The organism is Streptomyces jeddahensis (assembly GCF_001642995.1).
GTDB lineage: Bacteria > Actinomycetota > Actinomycetes > Streptomycetales > Streptomycetaceae > Streptomyces > Streptomyces jeddahensis.
Genome location: NZ_LOHS01000030.1, coordinates 1 through 19,575 on the forward strand (window position 1 = coordinate 1; position 19,575 = coordinate 19,575).

Genomic DNA, 19,575 nt, shown 5'->3' on the forward strand with positions numbered 1-19,575 from the left:
CATGCAAGCATCAACGCATTGGCGTTCGGCGTGATCCTGCACGTGGCGGTCTGCCACCGCTGGCCACTGGACGACAAGACCTCGGCACTGCGGCAGTCCGAGGCGCCCGACCAGTCGCCGTGAGCCGGACCGGACCGGCGTCCGCCCGGCGCCACAGATACCGGTGCAGCGGCTCCACCACCTGCCCAAACTTCGCGCCTTCGCCGCCGCGGATGTCCGGTTACGTGGTCTCCAAGCGGGGGAGCCGCGGACTGGCCAAGACCCGCCGCACTGGAACTGGGCGCCTACGGGATCCGAGTGAACGCAGTCCACCCGGGGCAGACCCGCACGCCGATGACCGAGGGCGTCACCTTCGACACAAGCAACATCGCACTCGAACGGGTCGGCGAGCCCGATGACGTCGCCCACACGGTGCTCTTCTTCGCCTGCGACGACTCTCGATTCGTCACCGGGAGCGAGGTCGCCGTCGACGGTGGGCAGATCGCCTGCCAGGCGACAACCAGGGTCTTCCCGACTAGCGGCAGCGCTTCCCGCGTCACCCAGTGGTGCCGATACGCAGCAGCACGGACGGATCCGTTCATGCCGGTTGTGTGCAACCAGGCGGCACAGGCCGCCGCTTCCGATCCGAACCACCGAGTTCGGTTTTGCAGCTCACGGCACTGGTCAGACAAGACCATCGCCCGGGCGTCATACGCCCCACTTCACCATCACCTTCAGCAAATCGGAGTACAACTGTGTCCACCCCCGTCAAGCTCGCGGTCATTTACTACTCGTCCACGGGTTTCAGCGCCGAGATCGCCAAGGAGATCGCCCAAACCGCCGAGACGGCGGGCGCCGAGGTCCGCCTGCTCAAGGCCGCCGAACTCGCCCCCGAGGCCGCCATCGCCTCCAACGAGGCCTGGGCCGCGCACGCCGCCGCCAGCGCCGGCATCCCGGTGGCCACCCCCGCCGACGTCGAGTGGGCGGACGCCGTGATCTTCGGCTCTCCAACCCGCTTCGGCAACATCTCCTCCCAGCTCAAGCAGTTCATCGACACGCTCGGCGGCCTGTGGGCGCAGGGCAAGCTCGCGAACAAGGTGTACAGCGGCTTCGTCACCACCGCCACAGCCCACGGTGGACATGAGTCCACCCTGCTGGCCCTGTACAACTCGATTCACCACTTCGGCGGTCTGATCGCCTCCCCCGGCTACACCGATACCGTGAAGTTCGTCGACGGCAACCCTTACGGCACCTCTCACACCGACGCCCAGGGCAATAACCCCGTCGGCGAGCAGACCCGCAACGCCGCGCGTCACCAGGCAGAGCGGGTGGTCCAGATCGCGGCCGCTTTGAAGGCCGGCCTCGCCGCCTGACCGGCTCACCACGTCCCCGACGTATGACGTCGGGGACGTGGTGCCATGCACCACTCGGGTGTCTGAGCCCCTTTCCAGCGGCCGAAGGTCCACCATCTCTGCTGACTCTGTGACGGTAAGGACATCCAGCACAGGGGGCCACACTCCTTGAACAAGGAGGCGCTCGTGGCTGAGCTCGCCACCCTCATAGCCGGTGGAGCTGTCCTTCTCGCAGGGGCCGGGTGTGTCAATTAACGGCTGATCTTGGTTGCTGAGTGATCAGTTGTTGCTCGGGTTCAGGTGGCCCTCGAAGGCGATCTGGAACGCGTTGAGGGGTGCCTTCCAGCGCATGGTCCACCTCATGCGGCCCTTACCCGTCGGGTCCAGGCTCATCAGCGCCATGTAGATGCACTTGAGGGCCGCGGCTTCGTTGGGGAAGTGGCCGCGGGCGCGGACGGCCTTGCGGATGCGGGCGTTGACGCTCTCGATGGCGTTCGTACTGCAGATGACCTTGCGGATCCCGACGTCGAAGGAGAGGAAGGGCACGAACTCGGCCCAGGCGTCCGACCACAGCTTCACGATCGCCGGATACGTCCGGCCCCACGCCTCCTGGAACTCCAGGAGGCGTTCCGTCGCCGCGTCCTCGCCTGGAAGCGAAGGAGGACTTGACCGCGTTCGCGGACTTCCCTGATCGGCACTGGAAGAAGATCCAGTCGACCAACCCGCTGGAGCGGATCAACCGCGAGATCAAACGCCGGACCGACGTCGTGCAGATCTCCCCCAACCCCGACGCCCTCGAACCTCTCACCACCGCCGTGCTCATCGAGATGCACGACGAGGGGATCGCCTTCCCACGCCGCTACCTCCCCGAAGGCAGCATGGACAAGATCTACCCCAACAACGATCAGATCGGTCCGGCTACACCACCACAGGGGACATGACCCCTCCGGCCTCAACTTCTTGCGGAAGGCCCTCCGCTCGTCGGCCAGCCCGCCCATTGCGCATACCTCATCCAGTCGGCAAACCGGAGGGATCATGAGCCGTCAGCCCCTGCCGACACCACGCTATGAGGCTCAGTAGCCCTCGCCTCTCCCTCCTCCGACAGGAGGCCTAGACAGGGGCGAGCCCAGCCGTCCACGGCGGCCCTCACCACCGCAACTTGCCCCGTCCGTTCCCCCAACCCACTTCTGCGAGGACGCCAGCAACTGTGCCGTGCAGCCGTCCGCTTCTCCCCACGCGGTTTGATCCTGCCTGTCGCCTCCCTGACCTGCGATAACTCAACCAGGTACGCCAAGACGGGCCAATTCGACCCGGATTCGACCCAGCACGCCCTCGCCACTGCACTGACCAGTCTTGAACTGCAAGAATGCAACTTCTGCCGGTGTACCGCTCAAGAACCAGCAAGAAGTTGGTGCGTTAACCAATAAGAATCCCACTTCCGGACAATTACGACAGCACCACGATCGGACGTGCTCGCCAAATGCATCAGCGGCCGCCTCGGGAGTGATCCACCCAGCGGCGTCACTCCGCAGCCGCTGCCAGTGATACGCAAGGCGGATGGCAGGGCCCTGACCAGCTCTTTCATAGAGACGCTTCCGCCTGGCGGAAGCCGCCTTGCGCGGCAACCGCAGTCGTCAGGAGCCTGATCCCAACCACGGCACGCGGGGCGAAGACGCCCCGCCGACAGGGACGGGAACCCCATGCCTCACATGACCGCCTTCGCCAGGAACCAGTGGTACGTCGCCGCCTACGCGCACGAGGTGGGCCGCGAGCTGCTCGGCCGGACGATCCTCGGCGAGCCCCTCGTCTTCTACCGCACCGAGGAGGACGGGACGCCCGTCGCCCTGCACGATCGGTGCGTGCACCGCCGCTTCCCGTTGTCCGAGAGCCCGACCCGCCTCGACGGCGACCGGATCGTGTGCGGCTACCACGGCTTCACGTACGACACGACGGGCACTTGTGTGTACGTGCCGGGTCAGAAGCGCGTCCCGCGCACGGCCCGCGTCGCCTCGTACCCGGTGGTCGAGCAGGACTCCCTGATCTGGGTGTGGATCGGGGACCCGGCCCTCGCCGACCCGGGAGCCATCCCGCGGGCGAAGCACCTGGACTCCCCCGGCTGGGTCACCGTCCGCGGCATGGAGCCCATCGACTGCGACTACGGGCTCCTGGTCGACAACCTCCTCGACCTCTCCCACGAGACGTATCTGCACGGCGGTTACATCGGCACCCCCGAGGTCGCCGAGACGCCGATCACCACCGAGGTCGACGAGGGCGCGGGCATCGTGCGCGTCAGCCGGCACATGGACGACGCCGCATGTCCGCCCTTCTACGCCAAGTCCACCGGCATCGAGGGCCGCATCACCCGCTGGCAGGACATCGAGTACCACGCGCCGTGCCTGTACCTGCTGCACAGCCGTATCGCCCCGGTCGGCGTGCTGCCCGAGCCGGACGGCAGCGACCCGAACGGCTTCCACACCGAGATCACGTACGCCATCACGCCGTCCGCCGACGGCAAGGTGTACGACTTCTGGATGGTCTCGCGCGACTGGGCGACGGATGATGAAGAGGTCACCGAGTTCCTGCGGGGCAACAACCACACGGTCGTCATGCAGGACGTGGACGCGCTGAACCTGCTGCAGAAGACCCTGGTCACCGAGCCCGCCGGCTACCAGGAGCTCAGCATCAACATCGACACCGGCGGTCTCGCCGCCCGCCGCATCCTCGCCCGGCTGGTCGAGGAGGGCGCGAAGCCCATGGAGAAGGTCCAGTGACCGCACCGACCGGAGAGATCTACCGCATCGACTGGCTGCCGGGCACGGACATCCTGCACGGCACCTGCCACTGCGGCCGCGAGCACACCGCGCAGGACCCCATCGAGATGTGGGAGTGGATGCTCGCCCATCCGCAAGGACACGAGCCGCACGGACACGAGCCGCAAGGAACCAGCTCATGACCTCGTACGAAGCCGAACTCGTCGTCGACCGCCGGGAGTCCGCGGCCGACGGCGTGCTCGCCCTGACGCTCCGCCACCCGCTGGGCGAACCGCTCCCGGTCTGGGAGCCGGGAGCACACATCGACGTGCTGCTCGGCCCCGGCCTGGAGCGGCAGTACTCGCTGTGCGGGGACCCGGCGGACCGTGGCGTCTGGCGGATCGCCGTCCTGCGCGAACCCGACGGGCGCGGCGGATCTGCTTACGTCCACGGGGAGTTGAGGGAGGGCGACAAGGTCCGCGTGCGCGGCCCCCGCAACCACTTCGCACTCGAGCCCGCCCCGCGCTACCGCTTCATCGCGGGCGGCATCGGCATCACCCCGATCCTGCCGATGCTGGCCGCGGCCGAGGCGGCGGGCGCGGAGTGGACGCTGCTGTACGGCGGCCGGACGCGCGGATCAATGGCGTTCACCGACGAGCTGGACGCGTACGGGGACAGGGTCACGATCGCTCCGCAGGACGAGACGGGGCTGCTGGATCTCGGCTCCGTCCTCGACGACGTTCCCGAGGGCACCCTCGTCTACTGCTGCGGTCCGGGACCGCTGCTGGACGCGGTCGAGGCGCGGTGCCCGGGCGGGCTGCTGCACGTCGAGCGGTTCCAGCCGAAGGAGCAGGAGACCGGCCCGGACACCGCCTTCGAGGTGGAGCTGTCCCGCTCGGGCAAGACGGTGACCGTGGCCGAGGGCGTCTCGGTACTGGATGCCGTGCGGTCGGCGGGTGTCGAGGTGCTGTACTCCTGTACGGAAGGGACCTGCGGCACGTGTGAGACCGACGTCCTCGAGGGCACACCGGACCACCGGGACTCGGTACTCACCGATGAGGAGCGGGAGGCGGGCGAGACGATGATGATCTGCGTGTCGCGCTGCCGAGGGCCACGGCTCGTCCTGGACCTCTGACCTGCAGGAGACCGCGCACGGGCCGTCCGTCGACCGGCCGTCGGCGACCAGCTGTCGGCTGTCGGCCAGGCCGGCCGGTGCGCTCAGCGCCGCCGCGCCACCACCCGCAGATCGGCCTCGATCCGCGCCACCGCGGCCAGCAGCGGCGGCAACAGGTCCCTGCGAACGGACTCGACCGAGTTCCGGCTGGCGTGGACCGGGATGTTGACGGCTGCGACGACGTCGCCGTCCCGGTCCCTCACCGGGGCGGCCACCGAGCGGAGCCCTTCCTCCAGTTCCTGGTCGACGATGGCGTACCCGTGGCGGCGCACGCGTCGGAGCTCGGCGCGCAGCAGGCCGGTGGTGACGATCGTGCGGGCGGTCAGCGCGCGCAGTTCGGCGCGTGCGAGCCGGGCGTCGATCTCCTCGTCCGGCAGGTGCGCGAGCATCACCCGGCCCACGGACGTCACATGGGCCGGGAAGCGCGTGCCGACCGTGATCGACGCGGTCATGATGCGGCTGGTGGGCACCCGTGCGACGTAGACGATGTCGTCGCCGTCGAGCACGCACAGCGAGGAGGACTCGCGTACCTCGGCGACCAGCTGCTCCAGATGCGGTTCGGCGATGTCCGGGAGCGAGAAGCTGGAGAGATACGCGTAGCCGAGCTCCAGCACGCGGGGGCTGAGCCGGAACAGCCGGCCGTCCGTTCGTACGTACCCCAGGTCGGAGAGCGTGAGCAGGAAGCGGCGCGCCGCCGCCCGCGTGAGGCCGCACGTACGCGCGACCTCGCTGAGGGTCAGTTCGGGGTGGTCTGCGTCGAAGGCGCGGATGACGGCCAGTCCCCGTTCGAAGGACTGCACGAAGTGCGGTTCCCGTGCTCCGGCGCTCATGGCTGCCTTCCCGAGAGCGGACGAGGGTGCGCTGTGCGCACGCTAGGAGCGCGCTTCACGCGTGTCAACGGACAGGAAGACTCCTCCCAACTCCCTTGCGAAGAGGGGAAATCGACAGTTTCGGCACGCCCCATTGACCCTCGCTTGTGCGGGCTCTACGTTCGCGCTCAGCACTGCCGTGCGGCCTGCGCACACTCGCTCGGAGCGATGTCCATCCGGTCCATCCGGTCCCACAAGGGGGATTCATGCGTCGTCTGCTCATCGGCTTCGCCGTCGGCGCGTTACTGGTCGCCACGACGGCCTGCGGCTCGTCCGAGTCCCCCGGTTCGTCCGGGCCCTCCGGTTCCGGCAAGGGATCGGGGAGCGGTACCACCACGCTCAAGGTCGGCGTCATCCCGATCGTCGACGTCGCGCCCCTCTACCTCGGCCAGGAGAAGGGCTTCTACAGCAAGCGCGGCATCAAGCTGGAACTCACCACCGCCCAGGGCGGCGCGGCGATCGTGCCGGGCGTGGTCAGCGGCCAGTTCCAGTTCGGGTTCTCCAACATGACCTCGCTGATGATCGCCCAGACCAACAACGTGCCCGTGAAGGCCGTCGTCAACGGCGCCTCCTCGACGGGCGTGGAGGGCGAGGACTTCGGCGCGCTCACCGTGAAGAAGGGCAGCGCCATCAAGACGGCGAAGGACCTGGAGGGCAAGAAGGTCGCCGTCAACACCCTGAAGAACATCAACGAGACAGCGGTGCGCGAGTCGGTACGCAAGGCCGGCGGCGACCCCGACAAGGTGAAGTTCGTCGAGCTCGCCTTCGACCAGATGCCCGCCGCCCTCGACAAGGGCCAGATCGACGCCGCCATGGTGGTCGAGCCCGCGCTCGCCACCATCAAGGGCCAGGGCGGCAGCGCGATCGCCTCGTCGCTGGTCGACGTCGCGAAGGGCCTCACCGTCGCGATGTACTTCACGTCGACGCAGTACGCGCAGCAGAACCCGGAGTTGGTGAAGAAGTTCCAGGAGGCCACCGCGGAGTCTCTCGCCTACGCGAGCGAACACCCGGATGAGGTCCGCGAGATCGTCACCACGTACACGAAGATCCCGGCGGCGACGCTGGAGAAGGTGACCCTGCCGAAGTGGCCCGCCGAGCCGAACCGCGCCTCGATCGAGGCGCTCGCCGCACTCGGTGAGAAGGACGGCCTCTTCAAGTCCTCGCCGGATCTGGACACGCTGCTGCCATGAAGGAGAGGCGACTCAGCGACCCCGGGGCGGGGTCGGGACCGCTCGTCAGCCTGACGAACGACGAGCGCCCCGGCCGCCCGCGTCCGGGGCTGACGAACGCCGTTCTCGGTGTGGCCGGGCTCGCGGCCTTCCTCGCCCTGTGCGAGGCGGTGCCGCGGCTCGGCATCGTCTCCGCGGAATTCTTCCCGCCGGCCAGCCGCATCGCCCGCGCCCTCGTCACCGAGCTGGGCGACGGGGCGTTCTGGACGGCGCTCGGGGACACGCTCACCGGCTGGGCGCTGGGACTCGCGATCGCGGTGACGGCGGGAATCCTGACGGGAGTCGTCGTCTCGGTCGTCCCGTACCTCCGCGAAGCGACCGCCTCCACCATCGAGTTCCTCCGGCCGATCCCCTCCGTCGCCCTGATCCCGCTCGCCGTCCTGCTCTTCGGCACCGAACTCCGCTCGGTCCTCCTCCTGGTGGTGTACGCGTCCTTCTGGCAGGTCGTGGTCCAGACGCTGTACGGCGTCCAGGACGTCGACCCGGTCGCCGAGGAGACGGCCCGCAGCTACGGCCTTGGCACCTGGGCGCGGATCCGTCACGTGCTGTGGCCCACCGCCCTGCCGTATGTCATGACGGGCGTCCGCCTGGCCGCCGCGGTCGCCCTCATCCTGGCGGTGACCGCCGAACTCGTCATCGGCGCACCCGGGTTGGGCTCGCGCATCGCCGTCGCCCAGACCTCCGGAGCCGTGCCCGCGATGTACGCCCTGGTGGTGGTCACCGGCGTGCTCGGGCTGCTGATCAACGTGGGTGCGCGCACGGTGGAGCGGCGGGCGCTCGCCTGGCACCAGTCGGTGCGCGGGGAGGTGGCGGTATGAAGCACCTGGCGCTGCGCTTGTTCTTCGTCATCGCTCTGCCCGCGCTGCTGGTGGCGACGTGGTGGCTGGCGTCGGATGACAGCACCGACGTGTACTGGCCGCCGCTGCGGACGATCCTCACGGCGTTCCCCGAGGTGTGGACGGGCGAGCGGCTGCGCGACGACGTACTCCCCAGCGTGCTGCGGCTGTCGGCCGGCTATGCGTCGGCGGCCGTCGCCGGCGTCGTGCTCGGCACGGTCATCGGCTCGTACCGCCGGGTGCGGGCCGTCTGCGAGCCGGTTCTGGAGTTCCTGCGCGCTGTGCCGCCGCCCGTCCTGGTCCCGGTGATCATGCTCTTCGCGGGCATCGGCGACACCATGAAGATCGCTGTGATCGCGAGCGGCTGCGTGTGGCCGGTCCTGCTCAACACGGTCGAAGGGGTCCGGGCGGTGGACTCCGTGATGTCCGAGACCGCACGCTCGTACGGCATCACGGGCGTCGCGCGACTGCGCCATGTGGTGCTGCGCTCGGCGAGCCCGCAGATCTTCGCCGGGCTCCGCCAGGCCCTGTCCATCGGCATCATCCTCATGGTCATCAGCGAGATGTTCGCCGCCAGCAACGGCCTCGGCTTCACCATCGTCCAGTTCCAGCGCGGCTTCGCCATCCCCGACATGTGGACGGGGATCCTGCTGCTCGGGCTGCTCGGCGTCCTGCTGTCGCTCCTGTTCCAGCTGGTCGAGCGGCGGGCGCTCGGCTGGTACCACGGCCTTCGCGCCGCTTCCCTTTCAAGGCTCGGTTCGCCTCCGGGGCGCAGAAGTCGGTTTCGAGTGACCGACCGTGCTCAGCCCTCCTCCGTCGGGCCTCCGCGCTCCCCCAAGCTCTCGGCTTCGCTCGAGCAGGGGGGACCCCCACGCCCCCTCGAAACCGACGCGCCCCTTCGGCTCACTCGCCGCCGGCGGTCGCAGTGAACGTTCCGGACACTCCTGCAACTCTGGCCGATTCCCCAGCGAGGCCCCTCGCGAAGTCCCGCCCACTCCGTGGCGAAGCCCTTGCGAAAGGACGCTCCATGCAGCCCCTGCTCGCCGTCTCCGGACTGCAGAAGGTCTACGAAGGGTCCGGGCGCCGGGTGGAGGCGGTCCGTGATCTGACCTTCACCATCGAGCCGGGTGAACTCGTCTGTCTCGTCGGCCCGTCGGGATGCGGCAAGACAACGCTGCTGAAGTGCGTAGCCGGACTACTCACGCCCACCGGTGGTGAGGTCCTGCTCGAGGGGCGCCGGGTGAGCGGGCCGCCGCCCGGCATGGCCGTCGTGTTCCAGGAGTACGGCCGCAGCCTCTTTCCCTGGATGCGGGTGCGGGAGAACGTCGAGCTTCCGCTCAAGCAGAAGAGTCCGCTGAGCAGGGCTCGACGTCGTGAACTGGTCGCGGAGGCCCTGGAGTCCGTCGGCCTCGCGGACGCCGCAGGAGCCTATCCATGGCAGCTGTCGGGCGGTATGCAGCAGCGCGTCGCCATCGCCCGCGCCCTCGCCTACGAGCCCGGCGTGCTGCTGATGGACGAGCCGTTCGCCGCGGTGGACGCCCAGACCCGTGCGGATCTGGAGGACCTGGTGCGGCGGCTGTGGCGGGAGCGGGGCATGACGATCCTGTTCGTGACCCACGACATCGACGAGGCCGTCTACCTCGGGGAACGGGTACTGGTCCTCTCGGCGTCCCCGACCGTTGTACAGGAACAGCTGAAGATCGACCTGCCCGCTGAACGGGACCAGTTGCACACGCGCGTCGCCCCGCGCTTCGCGGAGCTGCGCACGCACGTGTACGAGCAGATCCAGGCGGCGAAGCGCGGGTCATAAGACGCCGCCGGGGGCGACACGAGGACAAGCCACAGTCACCGTCCTATGCGTTCATGAACTCCCGTACCACCAGCGCTCGGTCCACGACTCTGACGTCCCCGACCCAGGCGCTGAGCAGCTGGTCGAGGACGCCTGCGTACTCGTATCCGCCCAGCAGCCAGGGCAGACCGCGCGTGGCGACACCCGTGGACACCGCCGTCGGGTTGCGCACCACCGGGCAGCTCTCGATGTACATCGTGGTGTGCCGCCCGTCGTTGACCACCGCCACGTGCTGCCACTGCCCGAGTGGTGTCTCGTGGCCCCAGTTGGTGATCACATCGCCGCCCGCGGGCGGGAAGACCGCCCACTGTGTCTCGCGGTCGTTGGAGAGCGAGAGGGTGGCCGGGGGTTCGTCGGAGCCCTCGGCCGCGCCCGCCCTGCCGAGGATCGCGGACCAGGCGTTGCGTGAGGCGTCCCAGTCGGCCGGGAGCCGGAAGAAGGCCTCGATGGTGTAGCCGCGCGGGAACGTGGCCTGGTTCAGCGGGGCGTCGTCGGCGGTGCGCAGGTATCCGCCCCGCAGCGGTGGCTTGCCGCCGTCCAGGCGCAGGCTGCCGTGGCCGGGCTGGTCGGGGTGGTGCGCGCCCGACCAGGTGAGGGCTCCAGAGGGGCTGCCGGACACGCGTACGGCGGTGAGGTCGTTGCCGTGCCCGGACAGATCGCGGACCCGGGCGCCGTCGGCAAGCGCCGTCCCGTCCTCGCCGGTGTCGAAGCGCCAGTACGCGACCGTGCCCGGTACCAGCAGGGCTGAGGCGGGACGGGCCGGGCGCGCGGGCACCGGGGCGAAGCCGGAGAAGCGCTGCTCGAAGTCGATCGCCAGGGAGAACCGGTCGTCGGGACCGGTGAGTTCGATCTCCTCGCGCTCGAGCTCGTTCAGCTCGTCGGCGGCCTTGCTCAGCAGCCAGGGCGAGAAGGTCTCGACGTCGATCGTGCCGCGGGCGAGGTCGAAGTGGTACAGGCGGATCATCGCGGACCCGCCGTAGTAGCGGTTCTGGTAGTTGGTGAGGTGCAGATGGACCTCGCGTCCGGCGGCGTTTTTGCGGACGGTGCGGGCGGCGGGCCAGTCGTGGCCGTTGAGGGTCAGGAATATCTGGTCGTGGGACTCGATGAGCCTGTCCCACAACTCCTGTCCGTGCGCGCTGAGTCCACCGTCGCCCTCCACGAGCTGGTGGGTGGTGAGGATGACGGGCGTCCTGGGGTTCTCGGCCAGGACCTTCTTTGCCCAGTCGTACGCCCCGGCCGACGGCCGCCAGTCCAGTGCCAGCACGAGCCACTCGCGCCCGGCGGCCCGGAACACGTGGTACGTGTTGTAGCCGTCGGGGGTCGCACCGCGGAAGGTGGGCGACGAGCCGAAGCGGCCAGGACCGAACGTGTCGAGGTACGGGCTGTCGCCGCGCTGGTCGTCGGTGCTGGAGCGGATGTCGTGGTTGCCGGCGAGCACGCTGTAGCCGACACGCCGGTCGTCCAGCAGCTCGAACGCCTTGCCGATCGCGGCGAATTCCTCCGGGCGCCCGTTCTGGGTGAGGTCGCCCAGGTGGGAGAGGAACACGATGTTCTCGTCACGGCCGCGCTGGAGCAGGTAGCGCAGCGATGCCTCGACGGGGGCGGCCTGGATGCTCGGGCCGTCGAAGAGGTACTGCGTGTCCGGCATGACGGCGAGCGTGAATCGGGGGCTCTGCGGGTCGGGAGCCCATCTCTCGGCGGCCGCCTGCGCGGGTGCGGCCGCCACCGCCGTGGCCGCACCGGCGAGTGCCGTGGCGGAGAGGAACATACGACGGTTGAACCCCGGGCGCGGACCCGGTCCCTGGTGCTCTCGGCACATGGCCGACTCCTGTCTGCCGTTCGGGGGTGGCGAAGTGTGTGCGTACGGGCGTTTCGGCCGCCCGCAACAAGGCGGAGGCCCGCACGGTGTCACGCAGAGAGGTATGCGGGCCTGTTGTCGCACAGACTTACACCCGGGAACGAAGAGGTGTCAGTAGTCAGAAGTGGCACCGTCGCTGCGTCGACGGTCCGCTGCCGGCGGAGCGGCCCGGCCGCACTCCACCTCAGCCCGGCCGCGCGCCGCCTCGGCCCGGCACGCGCCCTGATGGTTCACCCATTCGCGCTGACCTGAGTGTTCACCTCCGCTTCGCCCGGCCGCTCCGTGTCACCCGTTACCGTCCGCGGCATCCCGCCTCGCCGAAGGAGAGCCCCGATATGTCCAGACCTCTGCCCGTATGGGCCGACCCGCGGGTGTCCGCGGACTCGCTCGACGCCCAGGGCCTCAGCCGGCGTGGGCTGCTGCGCCGGACAGGGCTGTTCGGCGCCGCGTTCGCGGCCGGCGCGGCACTGCCCGCGGGCCAGGCGTACGCCGCCACCGGCGGGAACGATCCCGAACTGGCCTACCTGGTGGGCGACCACCACAACCACTCCGTCTACAGCCACGACGCCAAGTACACGTTCTCCCAGATCGCCGCGGCCGCCGCCGGGTACGGCCTGGACTGGATGGTGTTCACCGAGCACAGCAACGTCGGGCACGCGAAGTACGGCGCACAGCTGGAGAACGAGCAGATCCTCCAGGCCCGCGCCGACAACCCCCGGCAGCTGATCTTCCAGGGCCTGGAGTGGTACATCCCGGGCGCCGAGCACTGCACCGTGTTCACCGCGCCAGGACCGAACGAGGTCGACGTACTGACCCGCTTCGAGACGGCCTACGACGGCAAGCTGCTCGGCTACACCGCGGGCGCGCCGGACGACCCGGCCACCGCCCGCAACGAGGGGCACGCGGTCGCGGCCCTCAAGTGGCTCGCCGAACAGCGCCGCACGGGCTACGTCGACGACGTGCTCGTCCTCGCGAACCACCCGATGCGGCTGGGCATCGACTCCCCGCACGAGATGCGCAACTGGCGCGACGCGGCCCCCGGCATCATGATCGGCATGGAGGGCGCTCCGGGTGCGCAGGGCGCGGCACTGCCCGGCTGGCGGGGCGCGAACAGCATCCGCGGCGAGTACGAGAACGCTCCCTCGGCCAACTCCTGGGCCGGTTACCCGCGCGACGCCTACCTCACCTACGGCGGTTTTGACTGGGCGACGGCGACGGTCGGCGGGCTGTGGGACGCGATGCTCGCGGAGGGCAAGCTGTTCACGATCACGTCCAACTCCGACGTGCACCGGGTCGTGTTCGACACCTGGAAGAACGGCGACTGGGCGCCGGGAGAGAACTTCGACACCACGGGCCGCCTGCCCGACCCGGTGAACACGACCGAGCCGCAGCCCGGTTCCGACTTCTGGCCGGGCCAGTTCAGCCGTACGCACGTGGGTGTGACGGGCTACGGATACCGCAGTGTCATGGCGGGGCTGCGAGCCGGCCGGGTGTGGGTCGACCACGGCCATCTCGTGGACGGCATCGACGTACGCGTGCAGGGTGCGGACGGCCGGGGCCGGGGGGCCACGCTGGGCGGGCGGCTGCACGTGCGGCGCGGTGAGCGGATCACCCTGTCGGTGACCGTGACGACGGCGTCCCGCCGCAATCCGTACGGCATCCTGCCCGAGCTCGCGCATGTCGACGTGGTCCGGGGAGCGGTGCGCGGGCCGGTCGCTGACCGCGACGAGTGGCGGGCGCCCGACACCAGGGTGACCCACACCTGGGACGTGTCGGGGCGTACGGGCACGTACACCCTCACGCTCCCGGTGGGCGCTGCCGAGGAGTCCTTCTACCTGCGGCTGCGCGGCAGCGACGGCAAGCGCAACGGCGCCGGCTACCTGGGCGCCGCGATCGACCCGCACGGGCCGGTGACGCATGAGCCGGGTAACGGCAATCCTTGGCTGGACACGTGGTTCTACACGAACCCCGTGTTCGTGGAGGTGGAGGGCTGACGACGGCCGGCCGAGCTGTGGCTGTGGCGTACCGCTACGCCTCGGCCACCGGCACCGCCCGCAGATGCGCGCCGCTCACCCCGGCGCGCCGCCCCCCGTGCGTCCGCGCGCGGGGCGCGGCGTGACTCCCTCAGCACCAGCGTCATAGCGTCCATGATGGGGTTTGTCGCGCGGGATGGCCGTGAGATGCGGGCGTACGCCGCCGAACAGTGCGTCGAAAGCGGAGTTGGCGACGCACGCCCTTGGGGGCCTCACGCCACGCGGCGATCCTCCTGCCCGCGCACCATCGTGTCTACGTTCGTGGCGTTCAGGGCCTGTTGAGGACAGCTGCTGAGGACCGGATCCCGCTCTCCGATCCTTCGCCGTCCGCCTGGCGGGCAGTCACCGCCTGGAGTGCCAGCGCCAGTACGCACAGCACTGCGCCGAGCCCCCAGAACGTCAGATAGGCGGAGAGTGCCGGGACCTCCGTACCGTCGACGACCAGAGCGCCGAGGACGACCGACGCACCCGCGCCTGCGACACTGCCGCCGAGCGTCTTGAGGTTGTTGTAGACCGCGGTGGCGCTCGCCGTACGGTCCTCGGCGCTGCCCTCCACGATCACGGTGGGCAGTCCGCCCATCGCGAGGCCCATGCCGAAGCCCGCGACCGCGAACGACAGGGCGAACAGCGGCAGCACGGCGTGGGTGGCCATGAGTCCGGCGCTGCCGGCCGCCATGAGGGCGAAAGCGAACAGGAGCGTGCGGCGGTAGCCCGTGCGTGCGGCAACCCGGGCGACGATGCTCGCCCCTATGAAGGCCAGGACATGCGGCACCCCGCCCCACATGCTGATCTCCCAGGTCGCAAGCCCGAACCCGTATCCCTCGTCGGACGGCGACGCGGCCAGATAGCTGATCGCGACAGCCTGGCCACCCAGCATCACCGCCCCGAAGACGAATCCGGAGACGTAGTACGGCGCCACCCGCCGCCCGGCCACCGCCCGCACATCCACCAGGGCATGCGGCCGGTCGCGTTCGATCCGTACCCACCAGGCCATGAGCACGGCGGCAAGAAGAAGCCCGGACAGGGTGAGCGGCGAGGCCCAGCCCCACGACGCGCCGCGCGACACCGTGCCGAGGAACAGCACCAGGGCCAGGCCGAGCAGCACGGTTCCCGCCCAGTCCATCCGGCCCTCGGCGCGGGATGGGGATTCCGGAACGCCGCAGTACGAGAGCGCCAGACAGCCGCAGGCGAGTGCGGCGAGCGCCCACAGCGTGACCTGGATGTCTCCCGTGACGTGGAGCAGCGGTCCCGCCAGGCCGTGGCCGAGCAGTGAGCCGAGGGTCAGCGCGCCTACCAGTAGCCCGACTGCGCGGCGCCCGCCCTCGAGGTCGAGCCGGCCGCGGACCAGGCCGATCTCCAGGGGCAGAAGCGCCGCCAGCGGGCCCATCAGCATCCGGCCGAGCAGCAGGACGGCCAGATTGGGTGCCACCGCGACCAGCAGCGCGCCCACCGTGATGCAGGCCAGGGAGATCCGGATGAGGCGGCGGTGGCCGTGGAGATCGCCGAGCCGGCCGAAGACGGGCACGCTCACGGCGGCCGCGAGGAACTGGATCGCCGTGAACCACTGGGCCTCGGCCGTACTGATGGACTGCCAGTCCTGGACGGCCGGGAGCAGTGCCGGGGCGGAACCCTGCAGGAACCCGCTGACCAGTTCGAAGACGACGAGCAGTCCCACGACTGCCTTGACTCTCCCGGGTCCGCCGATCACACTCCCGGGTCCGCCGCTCGCGGCGCCTTTGGGTGTCATGCCCCGGCCTCCGTCGCCGATCGCGTCCGTCATGCCCCGGCCTCCGTCGTCGTCCGCGTCCCCGTCGGCGCGAGGCGCTGCTCTGCGAGCTGCGCGAGCAGCGCCGCCTGGCGGGACAGGACGGCGTCGTCGAAGACCGCCTTCGGCGAGTGGTTCTGGGGTGCCCGCGCCACATCGGTGCCCTCGGGCGCGGCGCCGACGAGGAGCATCGCGCCGGGCACCTGGCGCAGCACCAGCGAGAAGTCCTCCGAGCCGCTGGCCGGTTGGGGGGCCTCCCACACCTCTCCCGCGCCGATCAGCTCACGCGCCGTGTCCAGCGCGAACGCCGTCTCGGCCGGCTCGTTGACCGTGACCGGGTAGAGCAGCTCGTACTTGACATCCGCCTCGAGCCCGTGTGCCTCGGCGATGCCGCGCACCAGCCGCGGCAGGCCCTCGGCGAGACGCTCGTGGTTGGCCTCCGAGTAACTGCGCACGGTCGCCTCGAACTCGGCCGTCTCCGGGATCACGTTGTGCTGCGTACCGGCGTGCAACCGTCCGACGGTCACCACCACCGGGTCGAAGATGTCGAAGGTCCGCGTCACCCAGTTCTGCAGCGCCGTGACCATCTCGCACACCACCGGGACCGGGTCCTTGGCGTAGTGCGGGGCGGAGCCGTGACCGCCCTCGCCGCGGACCGTCACTCTCAGGACGTCAGCCGCGGTCATCACCGTGCCGGGGCGGGAGGCGATCCAGCCGCCGGGCAGCCGATTGGCCGCCACGTGCAGGGCGAACGCCGCGTCGAGCGGCTTGCCCGCGGCCTCCAGGACACCCTCGTCGATCATCGCGCCGGCTCCGTTGTGGCCCTCTTCGCCCGGCTGGAACATGAGGACGACATCGCCGTGCAGAGACTCGCGCCGGTCCGCGAGCAGGGTCGCGGCGCCGACGAGACCCGCGGTGTGGAGATCGTGTCCGCAGGCGTGCATCCTGCCCGCCGCCTCGGAGGCGTAGTCGAGACCCGTCCGCTCCGCTACGGGCAGGGCGTCCATGTCGCCGCGCAGGAGCACGGCGCCACCGGGCCGCCCGCCGCGTAGTACGGCCGTGACGGAGGTGAGGTCACGGCCGAGCGTGATGTCGAGCGGGAGACCGTCCAGTGCGGCGAGCACCTTCTCCTGGGTGCGGGGCAGTTGAAGGCCGAGTTCCGGCTCGCGGTGCAGTGAACGGCGGAGCCGGACGAGATCGGGCTGGAGTTCCCTGGCGCGTTCCAGTACGGACATGCTGCGTCTACCTCCTGATACGGTTCCGGCCGTCGTGGGGCAAGGCTGCAGTCCCACGCGGTCCACCACCTCGTATGCGCAGGAAATCCGCGGAGGGATGCCTGATGGCGCAGGATTCACGGCAGGCGGGCACACAACTGTGGGGGCGGCCGCCGGTGGAGCCGCCGGTGCGGGCACTCGACGACGTCGACCAGGCCCTCGTCCACGCCCTGCAGATCGCCCCCCGCGCGAGCTGGACACGGATCGGCGCCGTCGTCGGCCTCGACGCCGTCACCGTCGCCCGCCGTTGGAACCGGCTCACCGAGGCGGGCGCCGCCTGGATCAGCTGCTATCCCGCGCCCGTCCTCGCCACCGCCGGAGAGGGCCTGCTCGCCTTCGTCGAGGTGGACTGCGCCAACGGCAGCCTGCTCACCGTCGCCCGGGCGCTGGCCGAGCAGCCTCATGTCACCGCGGTCGAGCACGTCAGCGGCGACCGCGATCTGCTGATCACGGTGCTGGCTCCGGATCTCGCCGCGCTGACCCGCTGGGTCACCCAGGGGCTCGGCTCGATGACCGGCATCGTCGCCACCCGCACCCACCTCGCCAGCACCGTCTACACCGAGGGCAGCCGCTGGCGCCTGCGCGCCCTCGACCGCGAGCAGATCGCCCGACTCGCGGACCTGGAGCCGACGCGCGGCGAGGCGCCCGTCTTCCCGCTCACCGACATGGACCACGCCCTCATGGCCGCGCTCTCGACGGACGGCCGCGCCACCTACCGCGCACTGGCCGAGACCTGCGGCGCCAGCCCCGACACAGTACGCCGCAGGCTTGGCCGCCTCTTCGCCGCCGGGATGTTCCAGACCCGCTGCGAGGTCGCGAGGCCCCTCTCGGAGTGGCCGGTCACCGTGATTCTCTGGGGGCGGGCGGCCGCAGGGCAGTTGGAGACCGTCGCGCGGCTGGTCACGGGCGTGCGGGAGGTACGGCTCTGCGCCGGGGTGACCGGCCGGCACAACGTGCTCGTTGTCGCGTGGGTGAAGTCCCTCGCGGACGCCCAGCGCTTCGAGGTCCGGCTGAACGAACGCGTCCCCGACCTGGAGATCAGAGACCGCGCGGTCGCGCTGTGGCTGATGAAGGTGAGCGGCCATCTCCTCGACGAACGTGGCTACCGGCTCGGCGCCGTCCCGCTCGACGTCCGCTCCGCGGGAGCGGTGGCCGGCGGTTGAGCGACCGCCGAAATCGCCGCCACCGTTGTTCGCCGCCTGCCCGACCTACGTCGCGCTGCGCTCGCTCGCCTCACGCAAATCACGCTCCACGTCTGCGGAGACCCCGGACTCGGCCGGTCCTTTGGCGACGGGCAATCCCTCCCGCAACAGCTCACGCCACCGCTCCCGGCTCCAGTCCGCCGGCCGCGTCGTGGCCATGAAGTCCTCGACGAGCGAGAGGAACCGCACGGGATCGGCGTGAAACGGAAAGTGCCCCGCCCCCTCGAAGATCTCCAGCCGGCTCCCCGGCATCGCGGCATGCGCCCCGTACGCGTGCCGCACCGGCACCACGCTGTCCCGCGACCCCCACATGAGCATCGTGGGCATGCCCTCCGTCAGATAGCAGCGGTCGAGCATGGTCACGACCTGACCGCGCCAGTCGACGACGGCCCGCAGCGTACGGATGAACGCGCTGCGCGACGTGGCGTCGGGCAACGCGTCGACGAGCGTGAACAACTCGGGGGCGTCCTGCCCGAGATCGGTGTCGAGCAGCCGCATCAGCCGGGCGAAGAGGCCCGCCTGCAGCCGCATACCCGGCAGCCGCAGCGTCGACAGCAGCAGATCCGCACCCGGCAGGGACACCGCGCGCAGAACGGGGTTGACCTCACGCCCGACACCGCCCGCGCTGACGAGGATGAGCCGGTCGGTGCGCTCGGGGAACTGGTAGGCGAACTGCATCGCCACGCCACCGCCGAGCGAGTGCCCGATGAGCGTGGCCCGTTCGATCCCGAGTACGCCGAGCAGATCCCGCATGCCGTTCGCGTAGGCGGCAACCGAGTAGTCCGCGCGCGGCTTGTCCGATGCGCCGTGGCCCAGGAGGTCGGGGGCGATGACGGTGTGGCTGCGCGCCAGGCCGGGGATGATGTCCGCCCAGGTGGCCGAGGAGTCCCCTATCCCGTGGATGAGCAGGATCGCGGGGCCTTCGCCGGCGATCCGGTACGCGCGGCGGTAGCCGTGCACGACACGATGGTGCAGCCGCGTCTCCTCCGCGTCCACGGAGCGCAGCCGCAGCCGCCCCGTACGCTGCTGCGGGCCCCGGCCTGGTTCGCCGAACACGGGCTCGCCTCCGTTCTTTGCAAGTCCCCGACACGGTGGTTCCGTTCGCCGGACGGTGGTCGGCCGCCCGGCTCCTCCGAGCGTAGAAGACCTACCGCACAAGGGATTTCCGTAACGTTTCACCTCGGATACAGCGCATTCCCCGCCTGGGCCGGCGGGACTTGGGCTCTTGGCGGAGCGGCAGGAACACGAGAACGCGGGAAGGCGGGAACACGGCTGGTCACAAGGCCTATCGCGGGGATTGTCAGTGGTGCAGGGCAAGCTGGGCGGTGACAGAACGCTGTGCGCCACTCCGGTCCGTCACCGCGGCGGAGCACGGCACACGGCACACGGCACGAAGCGATGCGAT

General features: G+C 70.1%; 14 protein-coding genes and 4 pseudogenes. 12 read left to right on the forward strand and 6 right to left on the reverse strand.

Features of this window, described 5'->3' with window-relative positions; all coding sequences use genetic code 11:
* Nucleotides 1-270: 270 nt before the first annotated feature.
* Together STSP_RS41105 and wrbA are read left to right on the forward strand one after the other, a co-directional pair.
* A pseudogene (locus STSP_RS41105) lies at nt 271-465 on the forward strand (SDR family oxidoreductase); the annotation flags it as partial.
* 269 nt (nt 466-734) lie between these two features.
* Nucleotides 735-1,352 carry an NAD(P)H:quinone oxidoreductase gene (gene wrbA, locus STSP_RS03315; RefSeq protein WP_067271756.1) on the forward strand — a complete coding sequence of 206 codons (618 nt, stop codon included), beginning with the start codon at nt 735-737 and terminating at the stop codon, nt 1,350-1,352.
* Nucleotides 1,353-1,610: 258 nt separating this feature from the next.
* On the opposite strand, the pseudogene STSP_RS03320 reads toward wrbA, so the two are convergent.
* Nucleotides 1,611-1,970: pseudogene (locus STSP_RS03320) on the reverse strand (transposase); the annotation flags it as partial.
* Nucleotides 1,971-1,978: 8 nt separating this feature from the next.
* Between STSP_RS03320 and STSP_RS03325 the strand changes: the two are divergent.
* The 4 genes and pseudogenes from STSP_RS03325 to STSP_RS03340 all read left to right on the forward strand — a co-directional run.
* Nucleotides 1,979-2,272, forward strand: a pseudogene (locus STSP_RS03325) (transposase); the annotation flags it as partial.
* 759 nt (nt 2,273-3,031) lie between these two features.
* Nucleotides 3,032-4,102, forward strand: coding sequence for an aromatic ring-hydroxylating dioxygenase subunit alpha (locus tag STSP_RS03330; protein WP_198547248.1), 1,071 nt, complete (start codon nt 3,032-3,034; stop codon nt 4,100-4,102).
* On the forward strand, nt 4,099-4,284 hold the full coding sequence (locus STSP_RS03335; RefSeq protein ID WP_067271765.1) for a hypothetical protein: 186 nt from the start codon (nt 4,099-4,101) through the stop codon (nt 4,282-4,284). Before STSP_RS03330 ends, STSP_RS03335 begins: the two co-directional genes overlap by 4 nt.
* The gene (locus STSP_RS03340) at nt 4,281-5,216 is read left to right on the forward strand and encodes a PDR/VanB family oxidoreductase (protein ID WP_067271767.1); all 936 of its coding nucleotides are present in this window, start codon (nt 4,281-4,283) and stop codon (nt 5,214-5,216) included. The genes STSP_RS03335 and STSP_RS03340 overlap by 4 nt, the downstream gene beginning before the upstream one ends.
* 83 nt (nt 5,217-5,299) lie before the next feature.
* On the opposite strand, the gene STSP_RS03345 is transcribed toward STSP_RS03340, so the two are convergent.
* The gene (locus tag STSP_RS03345; protein WP_067271769.1) at nt 5,300-6,085 is read right to left on the reverse strand and encodes an IclR family transcriptional regulator domain-containing protein; all 786 of its coding nucleotides are present in this window, start codon (nt 6,083-6,085) and stop codon (nt 5,300-5,302) included.
* A 245-nt stretch (nt 6,086-6,330) separates the two neighbouring features.
* Here STSP_RS03345 and STSP_RS03350 point away from each other — a divergent pair, with 245 nt between their 5' ends.
* The 4 genes and pseudogenes from STSP_RS03350 (at nt 6,331) to STSP_RS03365 (ending at nt 9,999) form a co-directional block, all read left to right on the forward strand.
* The gene (locus tag STSP_RS03350; RefSeq protein WP_067271771.1) at nt 6,331-7,314 is read left to right on the forward strand and encodes an ABC transporter substrate-binding protein; all 984 of its coding nucleotides are present in this window, start codon (nt 6,331-6,333) and stop codon (nt 7,312-7,314) included.
* The gene (locus tag STSP_RS03355) at nt 7,311-8,171 is read left to right on the forward strand and encodes an ABC transporter permease (RefSeq protein ID WP_078066859.1); all 861 of its coding nucleotides are present in this window, start codon (nt 7,311-7,313) and stop codon (nt 8,169-8,171) included. Before STSP_RS03350 ends, STSP_RS03355 begins: the two co-directional genes overlap by 4 nt.
* Nucleotides 8,168-8,932 (forward strand): annotated as a pseudogene (locus STSP_RS03360) (ABC transporter permease); the annotation flags it as partial. The gene STSP_RS03355 and the pseudogene STSP_RS03360, both read left to right, overlap by 4 nt.
* A 284-nt stretch (nt 8,933-9,216) precedes the next feature.
* Nucleotides 9,217-9,999: an ABC transporter ATP-binding protein gene (locus STSP_RS03365; protein ID WP_067271774.1), complete on the forward strand. Its 783-nt coding sequence runs from the start codon at nt 9,217-9,219 to the stop codon at nt 9,997-9,999.
* Nucleotides 10,000-10,042: 43 nt separating this feature from the next.
* On the opposite strand, the gene STSP_RS03370 is transcribed toward STSP_RS03365, so the two are convergent.
* Nucleotides 10,043-11,857, reverse strand: a complete 1,815-nt coding sequence (locus STSP_RS03370) for a LamG-like jellyroll fold domain-containing protein (protein WP_067271776.1) — start codon at nt 11,855-11,857, stop codon at nt 10,043-10,045.
* 374 nt (nt 11,858-12,231) lie between these two features.
* Here STSP_RS03370 and STSP_RS03375 point away from each other — a divergent pair, with 374 nt between their 5' ends.
* Nucleotides 12,232-13,890 (forward strand): PHP domain-containing protein, encoded by a 1,659-nt coding sequence (locus STSP_RS03375; protein ID WP_067271778.1) that lies wholly within the window; start codon nt 12,232-12,234, stop codon nt 13,888-13,890.
* 307 nt (nt 13,891-14,197) lie between these two features.
* Here STSP_RS03375 and STSP_RS03380 read toward each other — a convergent pair whose 3' ends face one another.
* Both STSP_RS03380 and STSP_RS03385 read right to left on the reverse strand, forming a co-directional pair.
* A complete protein-coding gene (locus STSP_RS03380) occupies nt 14,198-15,709 on the reverse strand; it encodes an MFS transporter (protein ID WP_232789510.1) in 1,512 nt (503 codons plus the stop codon).
* Complete coding sequence (locus tag STSP_RS03385) at nt 15,706-16,929, reverse strand: M20 metallopeptidase family protein (RefSeq protein ID WP_067271781.1); 1,224 nt, start codon at nt 16,927-16,929, stop codon at nt 15,706-15,708. Before STSP_RS03385 ends, STSP_RS03380 begins: the two co-directional genes overlap by 4 nt.
* Before the next feature lie 104 nt (nt 16,930-17,033).
* Here STSP_RS03385 and STSP_RS03390 point away from each other — a divergent pair, with 104 nt between their 5' ends.
* The gene (locus STSP_RS03390; RefSeq protein WP_078066860.1) at nt 17,034-18,131 is read left to right on the forward strand and encodes an Lrp/AsnC family transcriptional regulator; all 1,098 of its coding nucleotides are present in this window, start codon (nt 17,034-17,036) and stop codon (nt 18,129-18,131) included.
* Between the two features lie 45 nt (nt 18,132-18,176).
* On the opposite strand, the gene STSP_RS03395 is transcribed toward STSP_RS03390, so the two are convergent.
* The gene (locus tag STSP_RS03395; RefSeq protein WP_067271838.1) at nt 18,177-19,181 is read right to left on the reverse strand and encodes an alpha/beta fold hydrolase; all 1,005 of its coding nucleotides are present in this window, start codon (nt 19,179-19,181) and stop codon (nt 18,177-18,179) included.
* Nucleotides 19,182-19,575: the final 394 nt, after the last annotated feature.